The organism is Herbaspirillum sp. NPDC101397 (assembly GCF_044767325.1).
Taxonomy (GTDB): Bacteria; Pseudomonadota; Gammaproteobacteria; order Burkholderiales; family Burkholderiaceae_D; genus Herbaspirillum.
Map to the genome: position 1 here is coordinate 349,390 of NZ_JBIWNS010000004.1, position 17,781 is coordinate 367,170.

Here is a 17,781-nt window from a genome sequence, read left to right on the forward strand (position 1 = left end):
GCCACTGGTTGAAAATCCTTGAAAATTTTTCAGGCGCGCATCTCCGTCAAGCCGTCAGGAGAACCCAAACCGGCGCGGCAGCCACAGACTCAGGTCCGGCCAGACGATGATCACCACCAGCGTGACCAGCAGGATCGCCAGATACTTCAGATAGGGTTTTACCACGTCCTGCAGGCGCACTTGCGCGATCGCGCACGTCGCATACATGCCCAGCCCGAACGGCGGCGAGAACAGACCGATACCCATCGAAATCACCAGGATGATGGCGAAGTGCAGCGGATTATAGCCAAGCTGCACCGCAATCGGCGTCAGCAACGGCCCGAAGATGATCAGCGCCGGCGCACCTTCCAGCACGGCGCCGAACAGGATCAGCGCCAGCACTGAAATCAGGATGAACATCCAGCTGCCGTAGTCGTGCGCCAGACTCACCATCAGCTCGGCCAGCGCATGCGGGATCTGCTCTACCGTCAAGGCATATGCCACGCTGCTGGCTGCGGCCACGATGAACAGCACCATGCCCGACATCGAGGCGGCGTCGACGAACAGCTTGACCAGCACCTTGCGGTTGAGTTCGCGGAACGCCAGCCAGCCGACCACGATGGCGTAGACCACGGCGAATGAAGAAATCTCGGTCGAGGTCGCGACCCCGGAGGCGACGCCCTTGCCGATCATCACGATCATGATCAGCCCGACCAGCGCACCACCGATCAGCTTGCCCATCGGGCGCGGCTTGATGAACACCACGCTGACGTCGACCTTGCGGCCGGTGTAATACGCCATGATGCACAGCGCGATGGCCATCGCCAGCGCCGGCAGGATCCCGGCCAGGAACAGCCCGCCGATCGACAGGTTGGCGACGAAACCGAGGATGATCATGTTGATGCAGGGTGGGATGGTTTCCGCCATGATGGCCGAGGCCGCCAGCAAACCGGCGGCTTCATTCGGATTCTGCTTGGTCTGGCGCACCGCCGGCATCAGGATGCCGCCCACCGCCGCGACATCGGCCAGCTTGGAACCCGACACGCCCGAGAAGAACGCCATCGCCGTCACCATGATCAGGTTCAGGCCGCCGCGCAGGCGGCCGAACATGCGCAGCAGCAGCTCGATCAGGCGCGACGACATGCCGTTGCATTCCATGACCATCCCGGCCAGGATGAAGAACGGTACCGCCAGCATGACGAAGTGATCGGTGCCGGCCGCAACCTGCTGGGCGAACACCATCACCGACAAGCTCGGCTCCAGCAGGAAGAACATGAGCGCGCCGAAGGTCAGTGCAAACGCGATCGGCACGCCCGCCACCAGACAGAAAAGGAAGCCGAACAACAAGACGTGCATCGGCCGCAGCGCATGATCCGGCCAGAATGTCTGCAGCGCCAGCACGCCGCCGACCACCGCCGCGCCGATCAGACCCGACACCAGCGCGTGACGGCCGAACTTTTTCAGCGCATGCGTGATGGCGAACACCGACAGCAGCAGGCTCCCGACCAGCACCGGCAAGACGAAGATCGTCTGCGGCAGGCCCGATGGCGTGGTCTGGTCGTTGGAGATTTCCAGCAGCAGCCAGGTCGTATAGGCCAGCGACATGGAGACGAAGGCGATCACCCAATCGCACAGCCTCAGCACATACGGCAGCCAGGTTTTCGGGAAAACCCCGCGCAGGCTGTCGATGCCGACGTGACGGCTACGGCCGAGCACGCTGGCGGCGCCGAAGAACACCAGTGTGATCATCAGCGCGCGCGCCACTTCTTCCGACCACTCCAGCGGATCGTGCAAGGCGTAGCGCCAGATCACAGAAAAGAACACCACCAGCACGTCGACCGCCAGCACCGCTGCCGAAGCCAGTTCCAGCGCGCGTTGCAGGCGCGGATAGTCGACTACATCGTTGGGCGAAGCATGCAGCGATTGAATCGCATTTTCGACTGCTGCAGCTTCTTCGGGTGACGCCAGCGGCGCGGTGATCGTTTTCATCATGGCTTCCTTGGGTTTCCTTCCGTTGCGCGCGGTATCAGCCGCGCGCCGCAACGATCTCGTCGACCACCGGCTTGACCGCCGGATATTGCGCGGTGAACTCGCCCCACAGCGGCGCGACGTCCTTGCGCAGCGCTTCGCGATCGACCGTCGAGACGGTCAGGCCCAGTCCCTTGAGTTTTTCGAAAGCATCGCGCTCCATGTCGGCGGCGCGCTGACGCTGATAGTTGGTCGCCTCGGTGGCGGCGTCCAGGAAAGCCTTTTGCAGGTCTGCCGGAATCCGCGCGAACGAGCGCTTGCTGATCACCGGCGTCTGCGGGTTGTAGATGTGTTGGGTCAGCGCGCAATACTTGGCGACCTCGAAGAACTTGCCCGCCAGCGCAGTCGGCGCATCATGCTCGAACCCGTCGACCACGCCGGTCTGCAGCGACGTGTAGATTTCGCCGAACGGAATCGGCGTCGGCACCGCGCCCATGTAGCGCAAGGTGCTGATGAAATTCTTCACCGGCAGCACGCGCAGCTTGATGCCCTTCAACTCGGCAACGCTGCGCACCGGATTCTTGGTGAACACATTGCGCGCTCCCAGCGAATAGGCCCAGCCCAGCACCTGCACGCCGACGCGGTCGTACATCATCTTGCTCAGGATGGCGCCGGCCTTGCCGTCCAGCGCGCGGCCGGAATGGTCGAGGTTGGCGAACAGGTAGCCCATGTCCAACACGCCGATCTCCGGCACCGTGGTGGACCAGATCGACGAGCCGGAGATCATCATGTCAACGCTGCCGATGCGCACCTGATTGACCACGTCGGACTCCTTGCCGAGCTGATCGCTGGGGAAATAATTGACCACGATCTTGTTGCCGACGGCGGTCTTCAGATTCTGCGCGAAGCGGCTGTACCAGACATAGTGGGCCGAGTTGGCGTCGAGCGGCAAGGTCGACGACATGCGCAGCGTGACCAGCGGTTTCTCTTGTGCGAAGGCGAGATTGCCGGACAGGCCGGCTGCTGCTGCACCGCCGATGGCCAAGCCGGTCTTGAGGAATTGTCGTTTGGATGCGTTGGTCGTGTTCATCATGTCTCCTGTAGTTTTATAGGGGTCTACTTTTGGTGCGTCTGATGCCTGTCCTTTGCTGCCCGCTGCGATGTCTGGTGGCGCTATCCTTTCGCAAACGGTGTGTCGCGCATGCCGGCGACACCCGGATTCAGAGTCCAGATACGTCCGGCACCTTCGTCGCCTTGCGGCGCACCGAGGCTGATGCTGGTCACGATCATGGTCTTCATGTCGGCGCCGCCGAAGGCGCACATGGATGGCTTTTTGGCGGGCAGTTCGATCGTGCGATCCAGCCTGCCGTCCGGCGTGAAGCGCAACAGGCAACCGGCATCGTTGGCGCAAATCCAGTAACAGCCGTCGACATCCATCGCGGCCCCGTCCGGACGGCCTCGGTGTTGATTGAGGTCGGCGAATACGCGTCGGCGCGACGGCACGCCGCTGTCGAGGTCATAGTCGAACGCCCAGATCAGACGGCTCGTCGGATGCGAATCGGACAGGTACATGGTCTTGCCGTCGGGCGACCAGGCCAGCCCGTTTTGCACAATCAGGCCGTCCACCACCGGCGCCGACAAACCCGCGCCGTCATAGCGATACAGCTTGCCGTCAGCACGCGCCAGCGACATGTCGAGACACATCACGCCGCTCCAGAAGCGGCCCTGGCGATCGCAACGACCGTCATTGAAGCGCTGGTCGGCTTGCATTCCTGCCGGCTGCGCCAGCTTGCTCAGTCGCGTATGGCCGTCGTCCTGCAATTGCACGCTGAAAATACCGGTGTGCATGCCGGCGATCAGGCCGCCGTCGCCGTCCGGCGCGATGCACGCGACCATTTCCGGCAACTGCCATTCTCGGTAAGTACCGTCGGCGGTCTGACGGCTGATCAGCTTGCGCGGAATGTCGACCCAGTACCAGGCCGATTGGGCTGCGTACCAGAACGGGCTTTCGGCGACGTCGTAGCGCTGATCGTTGAACGGGAAAACTTGCATGATGTATGTTTTCTATTCGTATTGCGGACCGGCCAGGATAAACGGCCCGCCCTGGAAATTGCCGGCGTCGTCGGCTGCCGGCCAGGTGCCGCTGAAAGGGAAGCGTCCGGCGAATGCATCGGCGCTGTCCTGCGCCACGAAACCGAGATGACCGGCCTTGCTGTTGTCCCACCAGTCGATGCGGTTGTCGGAGACGCCATAGACGATAGTGTGGCCGACGCGCGGCGAGAACAGCGCGCACCGCACCAGTTCGACGAAGTCCTCGTAGCTCAGGAAGGTCGCCAGCATGCGTGCGTTGCGCGGCTCCGGAAAGCAAGAGCCGATGCGCAGGCACACCGTCTCCACACCAAAGCGATCGAAGTAATAGCGCGACAGCGATTCGCCGAAACACTTGGTCAGTCCGTACAGACCATCGGGCCGCGGCGGACTGTCGGCGTCGATGCGCTCGGTGGTCGGGTAGTAACCGACCGCGTGGCTGGAGCTGGCGTAAATCACACGGCGGATGCCACGCTTGTGCACGCCTTCGTAGAGGTTGTAAGTGCCCTGGATATTGGCGTGCATCAGTTGTTCGAACGGCGCTTCCAGCGAACGTCCGCCGAAGTGCAGCACGGCGTCGACGCCCTCCAGCATGTCGTACACGGCGGCCTTGTCAGCCAGGTCGCAGGTTACGATTTCTTCGCCGGGCCCTGCGCCGCCGAGATCGCCGATGTCGGACAGCCGCACCACATCGGTCCAGGGTTTCAGCCGCTCACGCAGCACCTGGCCGAGATTGCCGGCGGCGCCGGTCAGCAGCAGGCGCTTAAAGGGTCGTACCTGATCTTGCAAATTGCTCATGGTCATGAATCGTCGCTGGTTGAACTACCGACGCCAAGCAGACGACGCGACACCACCCGGATGGAATCCGCGCATGGCAAGTCGATGCCGGCTCAGCAAAGAAGGAACAACAACTTCAGCGCGCCGTCATCGCGGCGCGCGCAATATCAGGGTCAGGTACTGGGCAGCGCAAGCAAGTTGAAAGCAGTCATGGAGTGTCTCCGGCAGATCGTTATTTTTAATTGACAGTCATCGTACAACATGAAAATTTTGAACGCAAGGAGATTTATGACGCTATTTTTTTCATCATCCTCATAGTCGTTTTAACAGGATAGATCGCCTTGAAAGCCTTGCTGCGACTTCCCCTGAGAAAAAAGAATGACTTGCCTTAATGTCATCTGATGACTGATAACAATTTTTGCTCATACGCCTTCCTGGGGGGGGGGACAGTCAAAGTACACAGTTCATCGCTGCCGGATGAAGCACAGTTGGGGGTGGCTCCAATCGGGGTGATTCGACTTGCTTCCGTATTGAGGCCGCACTAGACTTTGTTTACCGATCGGTACAAATCCTTCATCCGCAGTTCAACCTCCCATCAGACACAGGTGCTCACATGACGACATCCCGCCCTCCGCTTCCACCTTTCACACGCGACACCGCGATCCAGAAAGTCCGCGCCGCCGAAGACGGCTGGAACACCCGCAACGCCGAAAAAGTCTCGCTGGCCTATACCGAAGACAGCCGCTGGCGCAACCGCGCCGACTTCGTCCAGGGCCGCGCCGCCATCGTCGCCTTCCTCAACAAAAAGTGGGTGCGCGAGCAGCAATACCGCCTGATCAAGGAATTGTGGGCGTTCGAGGGCAACCGCATCGCCGTGCGTTTCGCCTACGAATGGCACGACGATTCGGGCAACTGGTTCCGCTCTTACGGCAATGAAAACTGGGAGTTCGACGAACACGGCCTGATGCGCGCGCGCCATGCCTCGATCAACGACCTGCCGATCAAGGAAAGCGACCGCAAATTCCACTGGGATCAATCGGCGCCGCGCCCGGCCGATCATCCCAGCCTGAGCGACCTCGGCCTGTAATGGCGGCAGGTACGCAACGCGATGAACTGATTCCGGTGCTGGCGGAGATTTTCCGTGCCTATGGCTATGAAGGCGCCAGCCTGGCGCGCATCACCGAAGGCACCGGTCTCGGCAAGGGCAGCCTGTACAACCTGTTCCCGGGCGGCAAAGATGAGATGGTCAACGCGGTGCTGAGCCACATCGACGGCTGGTTCCAGCGCGAGGTATACGTCCCCTTGCGCGAGAGCGCCGACGCCATGGCCGGCATCGATCGCATGTTCAATGAAGTGAAACGATATTTTCTGTCGGGCAGAAAGGTATGCCTGGTGGGCGTCTTTGCACTGGTCAACGTGCGTGACCGTTTCGCCGACAAGGTGAAGAGTTACTTTGTGGATTGGGCGGCGGCCCTGCATGTGGCCCTGCAACGCAGCGGCTATGAGCCCGATGAAGCCGCTGCCCTTACAGAGGAAATCCTGGCCGGAATTCAGGGCGCATTGGTGCTGGCGCGGGCGGTCGATGATCCGCAGATTTTCGTGCGCACGCTCGATCGCCTGCAGCAGCGGCTGCAAGCGTCTACGGTGTAATCAGAGATTGATCAGACCAGGTCGGCCAGCGGATGCTCGCTCGCCGGCCACGGATCGATGAAGAAGCCGTCCACCCATTTCGGCGTGGCGTCGGCCAGGCGGGCAGGATTCCACTTCGGCTTCTGGTCCTTTTCGATGATCAGCGCGCGGATGCCTTCGACAAAATCGGGGCGCGTCGCGCAATGCAGCGTCACCACGAATTCCAGGCGGAACACTTCGGCCAGCGACATGTGGCGCACGCGCCGTTGCAGCGCCAGCGCCAGCGCAGCCGAGCCGGGCGCGCCGGCCGTCAGCGTAGCGATGGCTTTTTGCAGCCACGGGTTGTCGCTCTTGTTCGCCAGGATGGCATCGACGATATCGGGCACGGTCTGGCCGCTGCACAGTGTATTAATCAGATCGAAATTGTCGCGCAAGGCCGAAGGTGCGAACGTCACATCGGCGGCGACGTCGCGCTCGGCTTGCTGCAGTACGCGGCCGAGAACGGCGGCGTCATCTCCGTCGCCCCAGTTCTGCAGCAGCAGGGCGTCAATGACTTTTTGCTTGTCGGCGTGGGCGACGCGGTAATCGGCCAGCCCGGTGAATTTGGCGTCTTCCGCGTTCATCAGCGCGCCGGTCAGCGCCAGGAACGCGCCCAGCTTGCCCGGCGTGCGGCTCAGGAACCAGCTGCCGCCGACATCGGGATACAGGCCAATGGTGATTTCCGGCATGGCCAGGCGCGAGCGCTCGGTGACCACGCGGTGGCTGCAGCCGGCCATGAGGCCGATGCCGCCGCCCATGACGATGCCATGGCCCCAGCACAGGATCGGCTTGGGATAGGTATGGATTTCGTAGTCGAGACGATATTCGTGCTCGAAGAATTCTGCGGCGTACCGATTGCCGCGAATGTCGTCGCGCGCCGGCGAGGCATGATGCTCGCGCATGCTGGTGTAGATCTTCTGCAGGTCGCCGCCGGCGCAAAAAGCTTTTTCCCCCTGCGCCTGCAACAGCACCATCGCAATCTCGGGATCCCTGGCCCACTGGCGCAACTGCGGCGTCAGCAGATGCACCATGTCGAGCGACAGCGCATTCAAGGTTTTTTCGGAAGCCAGCGTGGCGACGCCGATACGGCGGCCATTCTGCGTGGCCAGTTCTTCAAACAAAACCGGTTGGCTCATGGGGATCCTGATGTCTCTGAAATCGTTTTGTGCGACCTCGCCCGCCTCGTGAGCCGGGAGATCGATCTTCTCTATTTCTATGAATTCAATGAAGCAAGCCGATAGGCCGGATTCTGTTACGACGGTTGCCCGTTATGACAGCCATTCCTCTAGGCCCCGGATTGCTCCGGCGCTCAAGCTCTCTACCCGCACGCTCCGCGAGCAACATCAACGCGTGCCTATTTGAGATTGCTCCGAGTGGAGGTTACCGCGTTTCACCGTAACTTAATACGCTCGTCTCTGTGGCCCTGTTCCTCGCCTTATACCGGCTTGCGCCGGCTTTCAGCGGACGGCCGTTAACCGTCACCCTGCTCTATGGAGTCCGGACCTTCCTCCCGCCATCGCATTACACGATGACCAGCGGCTGTCTGGCTTGCTTCGGGCGTCATTGTACCTCAGGCATCCATCCGGCTGCGCAGGCTTGCCCTGCGGCATCAAAGCACGTCCGCGGAAACAACAATTCGCAGAATTGTTGGTAAATATCCGGCACAAGCCTTCAATGCCGGTGGCTTGTTGCCGATAATCGATACTGGATCTCACGCTTCCGGGGGAGCATCGTATATGGCCAGTCCTTCATTCTTTCCCCTCACTTATTTTTTTCAGCGCCGGCGCTTCTTCGCGGCCCTGCTGATGGCATGCGTTTGCTGCCTGCCCCCAGCCTCATACGCCGCCGAAACGCCGCGACTGGTCCAGATCGGCTTTGCCGGACCGCTATCCGGCAGTTCCGCGTCGATGGGCCAGAGCCAGGCGCATGCCGTGGAGCTTGCACTGGCCGAAATCAATGCGCGCGGCATCGCCGTGGGCGGTCGACCGATCCTGCTCAAATTGCTCACGCAAGACGACCGGGGCGACATCCACACGGCGGCGCTGGTAGCCAATTACCTGGTCAGATCCGAGGTCGTCGCCGTCATCGGCCATTGGAATACCGGCGCCAGCATACCGGCCGCCAACATCTATCATGCGGCCGGCATTCCTCAGATCGCACCGGGTTCGACCGGCAGGCGTTATACGCAAAACGGCTACGCCGACAGCTTTCGCATCGTCGGCCATGACGACGACGGCGGCCGTTACGCCAGCGCCTTCGCCTTGCAGCAGCTCAGGGCCAGGCGCATCGCGGTAATCAACGACGACACCGGCTTCGGCACCATGCTGGCGAGCCAGTTCATGCAAGGCTTGCAAGACAAAGGCACGGCCGTCGTGGCGCAACAGAGCATCAGCAGCAAGACCTCCGACTTCAATGCTGCGCTGGCTGCAGCGCGCAACGCGGACGCCGACCTGATTTTCTTCGGCGGCCTCGGACCGCAAGCCGCGGCGCTCAAGCTGGCGATGCGGCGCGCCGGTGTCAACGCCACGCTGCTGGCCGCCGACGGCATCGTCAGTCCGACCTTCCTGAGGCTGGCGGGCGCCGACGGCGAGGGAACATTCGGCCTCGCACCCGGCCAGGCCCAGGAAAAAATGACAGGCTGGAAGAAATTCCAGGACAAATTCATCGCGGCCTACGGCGGCCCCATCGAACTGTTCGCACCATTCGCCTACGACGCTGCTTACGCCATTGTCGCCGCCATCCAGCAGGCCGACTCGCTAGAACCGGCGCGCATTGCCGCCACCCTGCACCAGCTGAAATACAAGGGCCTGACCGGTACGATTGCGTTCGACGCCGAAGGCAACCTGCTCAATCCGGCTTATACGATTTACCAGGTGCGCAGCGGCAAATGGATGCCCGTGCAGGCCTTCGGCGGCAAGTAACCTGCTGACGGGACAGCGCCGACAATGCCGATTCGGCATACGACAGGAAAACTGAAATTGCGTATAGTTGGCGCTATCCATCATCACCATCGGCGACCGCCATCCTGGCCGCATCTTTGCCCGCGCAAGCCGGAAAGTTGACAGCGGAAATTCCGCGCCAGGAATGTCCCGCCCAACAGGAACCTGCAATGCACATTTGCGTACTCGGCGCCGGCGTCATCGGCGTCACCTCAGCGTATCGTCTGCTCGAAGACGGCCACCAGGTCACCTTGCTGGACGGACGTGCGCAAGCCGGCGCCGGCACCAGCCTCGGCAACGGCGCCCAGCTGAGCTATTCCTATGTCGCGCCGCTGGCCGACCCGTCGGTGTGGACGCATTGGCCGCATTACCTGTTCAGCGCCGATTCGCCACTGACACTGAAACCGAAACTCGATCCTGCGCAATGGCGCTGGCTGATCAAATTCCTCGCCGCCAGCAATGCCGCACGGGTGCAGCGCACCACCATCGAACTGCTGCAACTGGCGTTCTACAGCCGCGACGAGATGACGCACATCCTGCAAGCGGCGCCGATCGAATTCAACCATCGCACCGCCGGCAAGCTGGTGATGTACACGGATCCGGCCGGACTGGCGTCGGCGCGCAAGCAAATTGCCTTTCAGGCGCAGCACGGCTGCCAGCAGGAAGTGATCGACGCCGCACGCTGCCTTGAAATCGAACCTGCGCTGGGCAAGGCGCGCCGCAACTGGGCCGGCGGCGTCTATACGCCGAGCGAAGAAGCCGGCGACTGCGCGCAGTTTTGCCAGGCGCTGGTCGAGCGCATGCAGGCCAATCCGAACTTCCGCTTCCTGCCGTCCACCACGGTCACGGGCGTAACGATGCGCGACGGCGCCATGGCATCGGTGCGCACCGGTTCGAGTGCCATCGATGCCGACACATTCGTGCTGGCGCTGGGCGCCGACAGCGCCGACTTCGCGCGCCGGGCCGGCTTCAGCTTGCCGCTGTATCCGCTCAAGGGTTACAGCATCACCGTGCCGCTCGACGACGCGATGTCGCAAGCCGCCGCGCCGCAAGTGTCGATCACCGACATCTCGCGCAAGATCGTCTACGCGCGCCTGGGCAACCGCCTGCGCGTGGCCGGCCGCGTCGAACTGGTCGGCATGGACACCGGCATTCCGCAACGCGCCGTCGAGGAGCTGAGCAACGGCGCCGACGAACTGTTCCCGGGCAGCATCAACGCCGCCAACGCCGCACGCTTGTCGCCGTGGGCCGGCTTCCGTCCCGCCACGCCGAGCGGCGTGCCGGTCATCGGCGCATCCCCGGTCAGGAATCTCTATCTGAATATCGGCCAGGGTGCGCTCGGCTGGACGCTGGCATGCGGCAGCGCGGCCTTGCTGGCGGCGCAGATCGCTGGACGCAAGACGGCGATCGACGACGCGCCGTTCAGCTACACGAGATAAGCGTTAACGCCGCTGTCCGGCGATTTATGCAGAGCCCTGCGTGATCGGTGGAATCCGCATACCATATCCGAACCAACCAATAACATATGGAGACCGGAATGCGGCAAAACCCCCTGCGCACCTTGTTCGCGCAAAAGAAACTGGCCCTCAACGGCTGGGCGTCCATCGGCAATTCTTTCCTCGCCGAAGTGGTCGCCGATTGCGGTTATGACGCCGTCACCGTCGACTTGCAACACGGCCTGTTCTCGATCGAATCGGCGGTGCCGATGCTGCAGGCGATCTCCACCACCAACGCCGCGCCGCTGGTGCGCTGCTCCGAAAACGGCCTGGGTGAAATCAACAAGTTGCTCGACGCCGGCGCCTATGGCGTGATCTGCCCGCTGATCAACAGCAAGGAAGACGCCGAACGTTTCGTACGCGCCTGTCATTACTCGCCACGCGGCGGACGCAGCTATGGACCGGCGCGCGGTGTGCTGTACGGCGGCAAGGATTATTTCGAACACGCCAACCGCACCGTGCTCACGCTGGCCATGATAGAGACGCGCCAGGGCCTGGCGGCGGTGGAGGACATTCTCTCGGTGCCGGACCTCGACGGCATCTTCATCGGCCCCAGCGACCTTGCCATCGAACTCGGCCTGACGCCGGACTCATGGAGCGACGACAAGGTCGACCAGGCCATCAAGCACCTCATTGCAGTCTCGCACGCGCGTGGAAAATACGTCGGCATCTTCTGCGGCTCCGTGGAAATGGCGGAACGCATGAAGGCCTACGGTGTCGACATGCTGACACCAGGCACCGACGTGCAATTGCTGCGTGCTGAAACCAGCCGCCGCATCAATATTCTGCGCGGCTGACCCGACTTCTCCAAGGCCGCCGTCTCCTCACGACGACGGCCGTCGTGGTTCCCGCAAGAACCCAAAAACCACACCCATCTCCTCCTGATTCGATACGTTCATCGTAAGACAAAGATCTTGCGATGGAAGTTATTTTGTTTTTCAAACGAAAAACAGATTTTTGAGAATTGTCCTATTTAAGCGTCCTGAACTAACTCGCATAATCGTGACCGCGACATCGATGAACGGCTCGCCCATCTTGGGCCAGGGCCGCGTCATTCAAGGGAAACGAAGGGGTAACATCATGACGCTATCAAGGAACAAGCTCATTATCGCCGCAGCCGCGGCGCTGTCGGCAGCAGTCGTTCTGACCACCTGCCACGACCATGAACGCGACAGTGCGCTCGCTCGGTCGACCGTGGCTGCGCCGGAAGAACCAGCGACGGCATGGGAGCGCATCAGCGACAGCACCGCCCAGCGCGAAGCCGAATTGGCTTACCGCGCCTGCGCGCGTGAAGCGGCGCTGCGCCGCATGCCGGTCAGGGAATTTCCCGAGACCAGCGAACGCGTGACCTATCTCAATGAACACGGCAAGCGCATCAAGCGCTCGGAACACGTCGGCGTCGCCATCGACAACATGCAGGTCGACAACGGCTGCGCCACGCAGATCGTGCGCAGCGTGAGCATTGATGTGTTGTCGGATCACGAATACGGCGGCCTGACGCCGGATGAAACCGGCCGCACCGTGGTCGACGATTCCAGTCGGCGCGCGCTGCCTGTCGGCGAGGCGCAGATACAACTGGCCATCAGCCGCAAGGCACTGCCGCCCGCCAGTTGCACGTTCACGCGCGACGTCGGCATGCAGAGCCACTTCATGATGCTCAATCTATGCTGGCATGAAGAAAAGCGCGCCGAAGCGGCGCGCCTGGAAGAACTTCCGCTGCAGCCGAAAAAAGCTGCGCGGCCCGCGACGGCCAGCTGATGCAGGCCGCGAGGCTGAGCCGGATTTATTTGAGCGCGACGCGTCCGAAAAACGGATAGCTCGGATCGTTGTAACCCGGTGTCGATGAATGACCCGGCGTCACCAGTCCGTCGATCAGCGCTTCTTCTTCCGCGCTGATCTTCAACTCCACCGCATCGTAATAGTCTTCCATCTGCGCCAGGGTGCGCGGGCCGGCAATCACGCTGCTGATCGCCGAATTGGCCAGCACCCACGCCGTCGCAAATTGCCCCAGCTTGACGCCGCGCGCAGCGCAATGCTGCTGCAATTTCTCGGCGATGACCAACGACTCTTCACGAAATTCGGTTTCCAGGATGCGCTTGTCGCCGCGACCGGCGCGCGTGTCTTGCGCCGGCTTCTGACCCGGTTTGTATTTGCCGGTCAGCACGCCGCGTGCGATCGGGCTGTAAGGCACCACGCCGAGGCCGTAGTTGGCGCAGGCCGGCAGGATTTCCACTTCGGGCATGCGGTTCAACAGGTTGTAATACGGTTGGCACACCAGCGGCAGCGGCACGTTGTTCTTCTCGCACAGGCGCGCGATCTCGGCAATGCGCCAGCCGCGGAAATTGGACACGCCGAAGCCCCGGATCTTGCCCGCACGGATCAGGTCGCCCAGCGCCTGGATCGCTTCTTCCAGGTTTTCTTCATGGTAATCGCGGTGCATGTACAGCACGTCGAGATAATCGGTGTCGAGGCGACGCAGAATGTTGTCGGTCTCGGTGACAATCCAGTGGCGCGAATAGTGCGACTGATTCGGCGCACTGGTCATGGCGTTGCCCAGCTTGCTCGCCAATACCCAATCGCTGCGCTGTCCTTGCAGCAGCTTGCCGACCATTTCTTCCGACTTGCCCTTGGAGTAGACGTCGGCGGTATCAATGAAATTGATGCCATGCTCGCGCGCCGAGGCGACGATGCTGCGCGCTTCGTCGATCGGCGTCTGATCGCCGAACATCATGGTGCCCAGGCACAGGGCCGAGACTTTCAGATTGCTTTTGCCGAGGCGTCGATATTGCATGGGAGTCTCCGTTGGGGAAGGTGGGTCTGTAAAGGAAGATGATTCTAGCCGCTTGTGCGGAAACGCGCCGGAGCCCCGCCCTGTCTGCTATAACGCCGGGGCTTCCTCTTCCAGCCAGCGTCTTTTGTCGCGTAGCGGCGGAGCGCCGAACATGCGGCTGTACTCGCGGCTGAATTGGGACGGACTTTCGTAACCCACAGTCTGCGACGCCGTCGCCACGCTCACGTCGTCGGCCAGCATCAGCCGGCGCGCTTCCTGCAGGCGCAGGTTCTTTTGATATTGCAGCGGACTCATCGCCGTCACTACCTTGAAATGATGATGCAGCGACGACACGCTCATGTGCACATCGCGCGCGATGTCGTCCACGCGCAGCGGCTGTGCGAAACTTTCCTTCATCATGCGGATGGCCTTGGCGATGCGGTTCATCTGGCTGTCCTGCAACACGGTCTGGCGCAGCAAGGCGCCCTGGCCGTTCATCAACAGGCGATACAGGATTTCGCGCTTGACCATCGGCGCCAGGATCGGGATATCGCGCGGCGTCTCCAGCAGGCGCAACAGCCGCAGCACCGCGTCCAGCAGCGTGATGTCGAGACGATTGACGAACAGGCCGCGCGACGCGTCCGACGGAATGCCCTGCGGCAGATGCTCGTCGCCGATCAGCGAACCGATTTCGCGCGTGTCGAGATCGATGCGCAAACCGAGGTAAGGCGTTTCCGGACTGCTCATGGTCACCTTGCCCACCATCGGCAAATCCACCGACGACACCAGATAGTGCATCGGATCGTAATCATAGACGTCGTCGCCGACGTACAAACGCTTGGCGCCCTGCGCGATCACCGCGAACACCGGCTTTTGCACCGCATGCTTGGGTCCCTGCGGATTGGTGATGCGATGCAGGAAGAAGCCTTCGATGCCGGTTTCACGAGAGCCTTCGACGTCTTCGGTCAGGCGCGCAATCAGGGTGACCAGTTCGCGCTGCGCTGCGCGCAGCCGATCATCTGCTTCGAGATCCGGACTCACAGGCGCGGAAGGGACGGGCGCAGGCATGTCGGCGTGGAAGTCGTTATCGGTGGGAGCGTCGTTCAGATCCATGGCGGTTCCGGGTCGGGAGAGTGGAAGCAGCCAGCTTACTCCAGATTGCCGACTTGCCTGAATCTCCATCACATCCAACTGGAGAAATAGGCAAATAATCAGGAGAATTGGGTATCCGAGCCATGTCCGACTTCTGAATTTGGCCGGCACTGTTCGCCAAACCAGCCCCACCTTGCATTCCCACCCTTCGATGCGTCACCCGCCAGAAAGTCCTGCACCACCTGCTATCCAGCGGTTCCCTCTCGTTCAACTCGTATTTGCAAGATCACTCTGCTTTCCCGATTACTTGATCGAACCAAATCGGTAACGCGAGCGAAATCGAATCCGAAAATCAAAAAAACTGCCTGATTCGCCATCACACTGGAGAATCAGGCAAATATTCGACAGCTTTCAGCAAACAGAAATTGTTGCACTGCGCGCATAATCTGTTCACGCCCAAATACACGATTCCACACGATTCAAACTGTCCGTCGTCCCGCTTTCGGTACGGCCATGCAAGACAGCGCTTCACCGGACCGCCGACCACCGGCGCGCATATTCGCGCTGCCGCCCCGGCACTTCACCAACTTTCCAGACACCATCCGACGCTTTTCGCCCTGCCGGCGGAAGGACGCGTTGCTTTCCGCATCAGGAAGCACGCGGTCTCGTCGACGGTCTGGCCTGACGAGGATCATCAGCATGCCAGCAACGATCGCCCACGCAAAAACAGCGACGCGCCTGATATCGATATCAGGCGGGCCGCTGCATGGAAAAACGAATGAACTGAACTGCGTTCTAGAACACGCTTTCGGCGATGTTGTGCTGTTCGATGACGGCGCGGATGGTGTTGCTCTCCGGCTTGCTGGTGAAATGGGATTCCTTGGCGTCGGGCGCTATACCCATCTGGCAGCCCTTCTGCAGCGGGCAGGTGGCGAACAGTTCGGCGACCCAGTCGACGAAGGCGCGCACCTTGGGCGACAAGTGGCGGTTGTGCAGGTAGACCACCGAAATTGCCATCGGCACCGGCTTCCACTGCGACAGGATTTCCACCAGCCGGCCGTCTTCGAGGAACGGCTGGATCATGTACAGCGGCGCCTGGACCAGGCCGAAACCCTGCAGCGCGCAGGCGACATAAGCATCGCCGTCGTTGACCGACAGCTTGCCGGCCATCTTCACTTCCCGGGTGACGCCGTCGACCATGAAGTCCCAGTCGATGGTGCGGCCGGTGCGGCTGGAGAAGTAGTGCACCGACTTGTGGTTCTGCAAGTCCTCGATGGTGTGCGGCATGCCGTGACGTTCGAAGTACGTGGGCGAACCGCAGGTCACCGCCTGGAAGGTGCCGATGCGGCGCGCCACCATGCTCGAGTCCTGCAGGTCGCCGACGCGGATCACGCAGTCAACCGCCTCCTGCACCATGTCGACCGGACGGTCGCTCATGCCCATGACCAGTTCGATGTCGGGATACTTGCTATAGAAGTCGCACAGATTGGGCAGCAGCAGCAGGCGGCCGATCGAGGCCGGCACGTCGATGCGCAAACGCCCTTGCGGGCCGCGCGTGACGTTGCGGAACGAGGCCTCGGTCTCGTCGACTTCCGCCAGGATGCGCACGCAGCGCTCGTAATAAGCCGCGCCGTCGGGCGTCAGGCTGATGCGACGCGTGGTGCGGTTGAGCAGGCGCACCTGCAACAGGCTTTCCAGACCCTGAACAATCGTCGTCACTGTGGTGCGCGGCAAATTGAGATTGTCGGCGGCGCGCGTGAAGCTGTTGGCGTCGACCACGGCGCTGAAGACCTGCATTGCTTGAAATCTGTCCATTCGATTCTCCCAGGCAACGATTTTGTCGTCGCATTTGTACAAATCACGTCCCGCGATTGTTTTGCAACAGCGGTAAAAGCGTGTTTTTCACTGCCAATTTGCCATCTTTTGCTGCCATTGGCGGGCTTTTTGATGCTTATTGCCGCCTATCCGAAAACATTGGAAAACCGCATCTGCATTGGCCGCGCGCCAATTTACCTCAAACTAATTCGAGTATTTTACGCCGATTGTTCGAACTCGGCGAACAGTGTTGTTGGATTTGCCTGCTTTATCCGCCCGCATGCTGTGGCGCACAATCCGCTTCAACTTAGCGAATCCGGCGTTAACCGCCGCCCCAATATCATGGAAGTCGAACAAGCTTCAACCGTCACCAACTTCACCCTCCCCGGTCCGATCGGCGCGATTCCCGTGCGCCTGTATCAACCGCAAGGCCGAGTGAAAAGCGGCGACCTGCAAGCGCTGGTGCTGTACTTCCACGGCGGCGGTTTCGTCTCCGGCGGTTTGGATGATGCCGACCTGCAAGCCCGCTACATCGCAGAGCACAGCCGTGCCGTGGTGCTGTCGGTGGCCTACGCGCTGGCACCGGCCAAGCCGTTCCCGGCCGCACCGGAAGACGCTTACGCCGCCGCCTGCTGGGCCGTCAAGAACGCCGGCATGCTGCACATCGATCCGCACCAGATCGCCGTTGCGGGCGACGATGCCGGCGGCAACCTGGCGGCCAGCCTGACCATGATCACGCGTGACCGCTGCTCGGCGCCGTTTGCCGCACAAGTGCTGATCAGCCCGATGCTCGATCCCAGCATGACCTTGCTGGGCGACGCCAAACGCCTGAACTCGGACATGACCGCCGAAGCCTGCGCGCTGCGCTATCGCCAGTACCTTCCGCAGACCATGCAACGCCTGCACCCGTATGCCGCACCGCTGGAAGCCAGCCGCCTGGCGGGATTGCCGCCGGCTTACATCGCCACGGCCGGCTGCGACGTGCTGCACACCGAAGCGGAAAAATACGCCGCCTCGCTGATCCACGCCGGCGTGCATACGCAAGTCGCGCGCTTCGCCGGCATCACGCACGACGCGCTGCGCAGCCATATTCCTTTGCTTAAAGAAATCGTCGAATTCCTGCGTCGTCGCTTCAGTGCGATCGCAGGCCCAACAAACCCAGCTCTCCAATTCCAACCGTCTTAATGAG

15 protein-coding genes and 1 other RNA gene are annotated in these 17,781 nt (G+C 61.5%); 7 read left to right on the forward strand and 9 right to left on the reverse strand.

Annotation, left to right across the window (positions count from 1 at the left end):
• Positions 1–54: 54 nt before the first annotated feature.
• The 4 genes from ACIROW_RS12120 to ACIROW_RS12135 all read right to left on the reverse strand — a co-directional run bounded on the left by ACIROW_RS12120 (position 55) and on the right by ACIROW_RS12135 (position 4,839).
• Complete coding sequence (locus tag ACIROW_RS12120; protein ID WP_402275661.1) at positions 55–1,968, reverse strand: TRAP transporter large permease subunit; 1,914 nt, start codon at positions 1,966–1,968, stop codon at positions 55–57.
• A gap of 37 nt (positions 1,969–2,005) precedes the next feature.
• Positions 2,006–3,037: a TRAP transporter substrate-binding protein gene (locus ACIROW_RS12125; RefSeq protein WP_402275664.1), complete on the reverse strand. Its 1,032-nt coding sequence runs from the start codon at positions 3,035–3,037 to the stop codon at positions 2,006–2,008.
• Between the two features lie 83 nt (positions 3,038–3,120).
• A complete protein-coding gene (locus ACIROW_RS12130; protein ID WP_402275666.1) occupies positions 3,121–3,999 on the reverse strand; it encodes an SMP-30/gluconolactonase/LRE family protein in 879 nt (292 codons plus the stop codon).
• A 12-nt stretch (positions 4,000–4,011) separates the two neighbouring features.
• A complete protein-coding gene (locus ACIROW_RS12135) occupies positions 4,012–4,839 on the reverse strand; it encodes an NAD-dependent epimerase/dehydratase family protein (protein ID WP_402275669.1) in 828 nt (275 codons plus the stop codon).
• A gap of 586 nt (positions 4,840–5,425) precedes the next feature.
• Between ACIROW_RS12135 and ACIROW_RS12140 the strand changes: the two genes are divergently transcribed.
• Both ACIROW_RS12140 and ACIROW_RS12145 read left to right on the forward strand, forming a co-directional pair.
• On the forward strand, positions 5,426–5,899 hold the full coding sequence (locus ACIROW_RS12140) for a DUF1348 family protein (protein WP_402275671.1): 474 nt from the start codon (positions 5,426–5,428) through the stop codon (positions 5,897–5,899).
• On the forward strand, positions 5,899–6,462 hold the full coding sequence (locus ACIROW_RS12145; protein ID WP_402275674.1) for a TetR/AcrR family transcriptional regulator: 564 nt from the start codon (positions 5,899–5,901) through the stop codon (positions 6,460–6,462). The genes ACIROW_RS12140 and ACIROW_RS12145 overlap by 1 nt, the downstream gene beginning before the upstream one ends.
• 11 nt (positions 6,463–6,473) lie before the next feature.
• Here ACIROW_RS12145 and ACIROW_RS12150 read toward each other — a convergent pair whose 3' ends face one another.
• A complete protein-coding gene (locus ACIROW_RS12150) occupies positions 6,474–7,616 on the reverse strand; it encodes an enoyl-CoA hydratase/isomerase family protein (RefSeq protein WP_402275677.1) in 1,143 nt (380 codons plus the stop codon).
• Positions 7,617–7,702: 86 nt separating this feature from the next.
• An RNA gene (rnpB, locus tag ACIROW_RS12155) (RNase P RNA component class A) lies at positions 7,703–8,035 on the reverse strand.
• Between the two features lie 181 nt (positions 8,036–8,216).
• Between rnpB and ACIROW_RS12160 the strand changes: the two genes are divergently transcribed.
• The 4 genes from ACIROW_RS12160 (at position 8,217) to ACIROW_RS12175 (ending at position 12,673) form a co-directional block, all read left to right on the forward strand.
• On the forward strand, positions 8,217–9,401 hold the full coding sequence (locus ACIROW_RS12160) for a branched-chain amino acid ABC transporter substrate-binding protein (RefSeq protein ID WP_402275680.1): 1,185 nt from the start codon (positions 8,217–8,219) through the stop codon (positions 9,399–9,401).
• A gap of 188 nt (positions 9,402–9,589) precedes the next feature.
• Entirely contained in the window at positions 9,590–10,858 is a 1,269-nt protein-coding gene (locus ACIROW_RS12165; RefSeq protein WP_402275683.1) for a D-amino acid dehydrogenase, read from the forward strand.
• Positions 10,859–10,956: 98 nt separating this feature from the next.
• On the forward strand, positions 10,957–11,712 hold the full coding sequence (locus tag ACIROW_RS12170) for an HpcH/HpaI aldolase/citrate lyase family protein (RefSeq protein WP_402275686.1): 756 nt from the start codon (positions 10,957–10,959) through the stop codon (positions 11,710–11,712).
• Positions 11,713–11,995: 283 nt separating this feature from the next.
• Positions 11,996–12,673: a hypothetical protein gene (locus ACIROW_RS12175; RefSeq protein ID WP_402275688.1), complete on the forward strand. Its 678-nt coding sequence runs from the start codon at positions 11,996–11,998 to the stop codon at positions 12,671–12,673.
• Between the two features lie 25 nt (positions 12,674–12,698).
• On the opposite strand, the gene ACIROW_RS12180 is transcribed toward ACIROW_RS12175, so the two are convergent.
• From ACIROW_RS12180 to ACIROW_RS12190, 3 genes are all read right to left on the reverse strand, one after another.
• Positions 12,699–13,706 carry an aldo/keto reductase gene (locus ACIROW_RS12180; protein WP_402275690.1) on the reverse strand — a complete coding sequence of 336 codons (1,008 nt, stop codon included), beginning with the start codon at positions 13,704–13,706 and terminating at the stop codon, positions 12,699–12,701.
• Positions 13,707–13,793: 87 nt separating this feature from the next.
• Complete coding sequence (locus tag ACIROW_RS12185; RefSeq protein WP_402275693.1) at positions 13,794–14,798, reverse strand: AraC family transcriptional regulator N-terminal domain-containing protein; 1,005 nt, start codon at positions 14,796–14,798, stop codon at positions 13,794–13,796.
• A gap of 774 nt (positions 14,799–15,572) precedes the next feature.
• Positions 15,573–16,592, reverse strand: a complete 1,020-nt coding sequence (locus ACIROW_RS12190) for a LysR family transcriptional regulator (protein ID WP_402275696.1) — start codon at positions 16,590–16,592, stop codon at positions 15,573–15,575.
• A gap of 342 nt (positions 16,593–16,934) precedes the next feature.
• On the opposite strand from ACIROW_RS12190, the gene ACIROW_RS12195 reads away from it, so the two are divergent.
• Positions 16,935–17,777, forward strand: coding sequence for an alpha/beta hydrolase (locus tag ACIROW_RS12195; protein WP_402275698.1), 843 nt, complete (start codon positions 16,935–16,937; stop codon positions 17,775–17,777).
• Positions 17,778–17,781: the final 4 nt, after the last annotated feature.

Coding starts and splice junctions, on each gene's coding strand:
- ACIROW_RS12175 (WP_402275688.1), top strand. CDS start 11,996: ATGACGCTATCAAGGAACAAGCTCATTATCGCCGCAGCCGCGGCGCTG.
- ACIROW_RS12165 (WP_402275683.1), top strand. CDS start 9,590: ATGCACATTTGCGTACTCGGCGCCGGCGTCATCGGCGTCACCTCAGCG.
- ACIROW_RS12135 (WP_402275669.1), bottom strand. CDS start 4,839: ATGACCATGAGCAATTTGCAAGATCAGGTACGACCCTTTAAGCGCCTG.
- ACIROW_RS12185 (WP_402275693.1), bottom strand. CDS start 14,798: ATGGATCTGAACGACGCTCCCACCGATAACGACTTCCACGCCGACATG.
- ACIROW_RS12160 (WP_402275680.1), top strand. CDS start 8,217: ATGGCCAGTCCTTCATTCTTTCCCCTCACTTATTTTTTTCAGCGCCGG.
- ACIROW_RS12170 (WP_402275686.1), top strand. CDS start 10,957: ATGCGGCAAAACCCCCTGCGCACCTTGTTCGCGCAAAAGAAACTGGCC.
- ACIROW_RS12195 (WP_402275698.1), top strand. CDS start 16,935: ATGGAAGTCGAACAAGCTTCAACCGTCACCAACTTCACCCTCCCCGGT.
- ACIROW_RS12150 (WP_402275677.1), bottom strand. CDS start 7,616: ATGAGCCAACCGGTTTTGTTTGAAGAACTGGCCACGCAGAATGGCCGC.
- ACIROW_RS12190 (WP_402275696.1), bottom strand. CDS start 16,592: ATGGACAGATTTCAAGCAATGCAGGTCTTCAGCGCCGTGGTCGACGCC.
- ACIROW_RS12145 (WP_402275674.1), top strand. CDS start 5,899: ATGGCGGCAGGTACGCAACGCGATGAACTGATTCCGGTGCTGGCGGAG.
- ACIROW_RS12125 (WP_402275664.1), bottom strand. CDS start 3,037: ATGAACACGACCAACGCATCCAAACGACAATTCCTCAAGACCGGCTTG.
- ACIROW_RS12180 (WP_402275690.1), bottom strand. CDS start 13,706: ATGCAATATCGACGCCTCGGCAAAAGCAATCTGAAAGTCTCGGCCCTG.
- ACIROW_RS12140 (WP_402275671.1), top strand. CDS start 5,426: ATGACGACATCCCGCCCTCCGCTTCCACCTTTCACACGCGACACCGCG.
- ACIROW_RS12130 (WP_402275666.1), bottom strand. CDS start 3,999: ATGCAAGTTTTCCCGTTCAACGATCAGCGCTACGACGTCGCCGAAAGC.
- ACIROW_RS12120 (WP_402275661.1), bottom strand. CDS start 1,968: ATGAAAACGATCACCGCGCCGCTGGCGTCACCCGAAGAAGCTGCAGCA.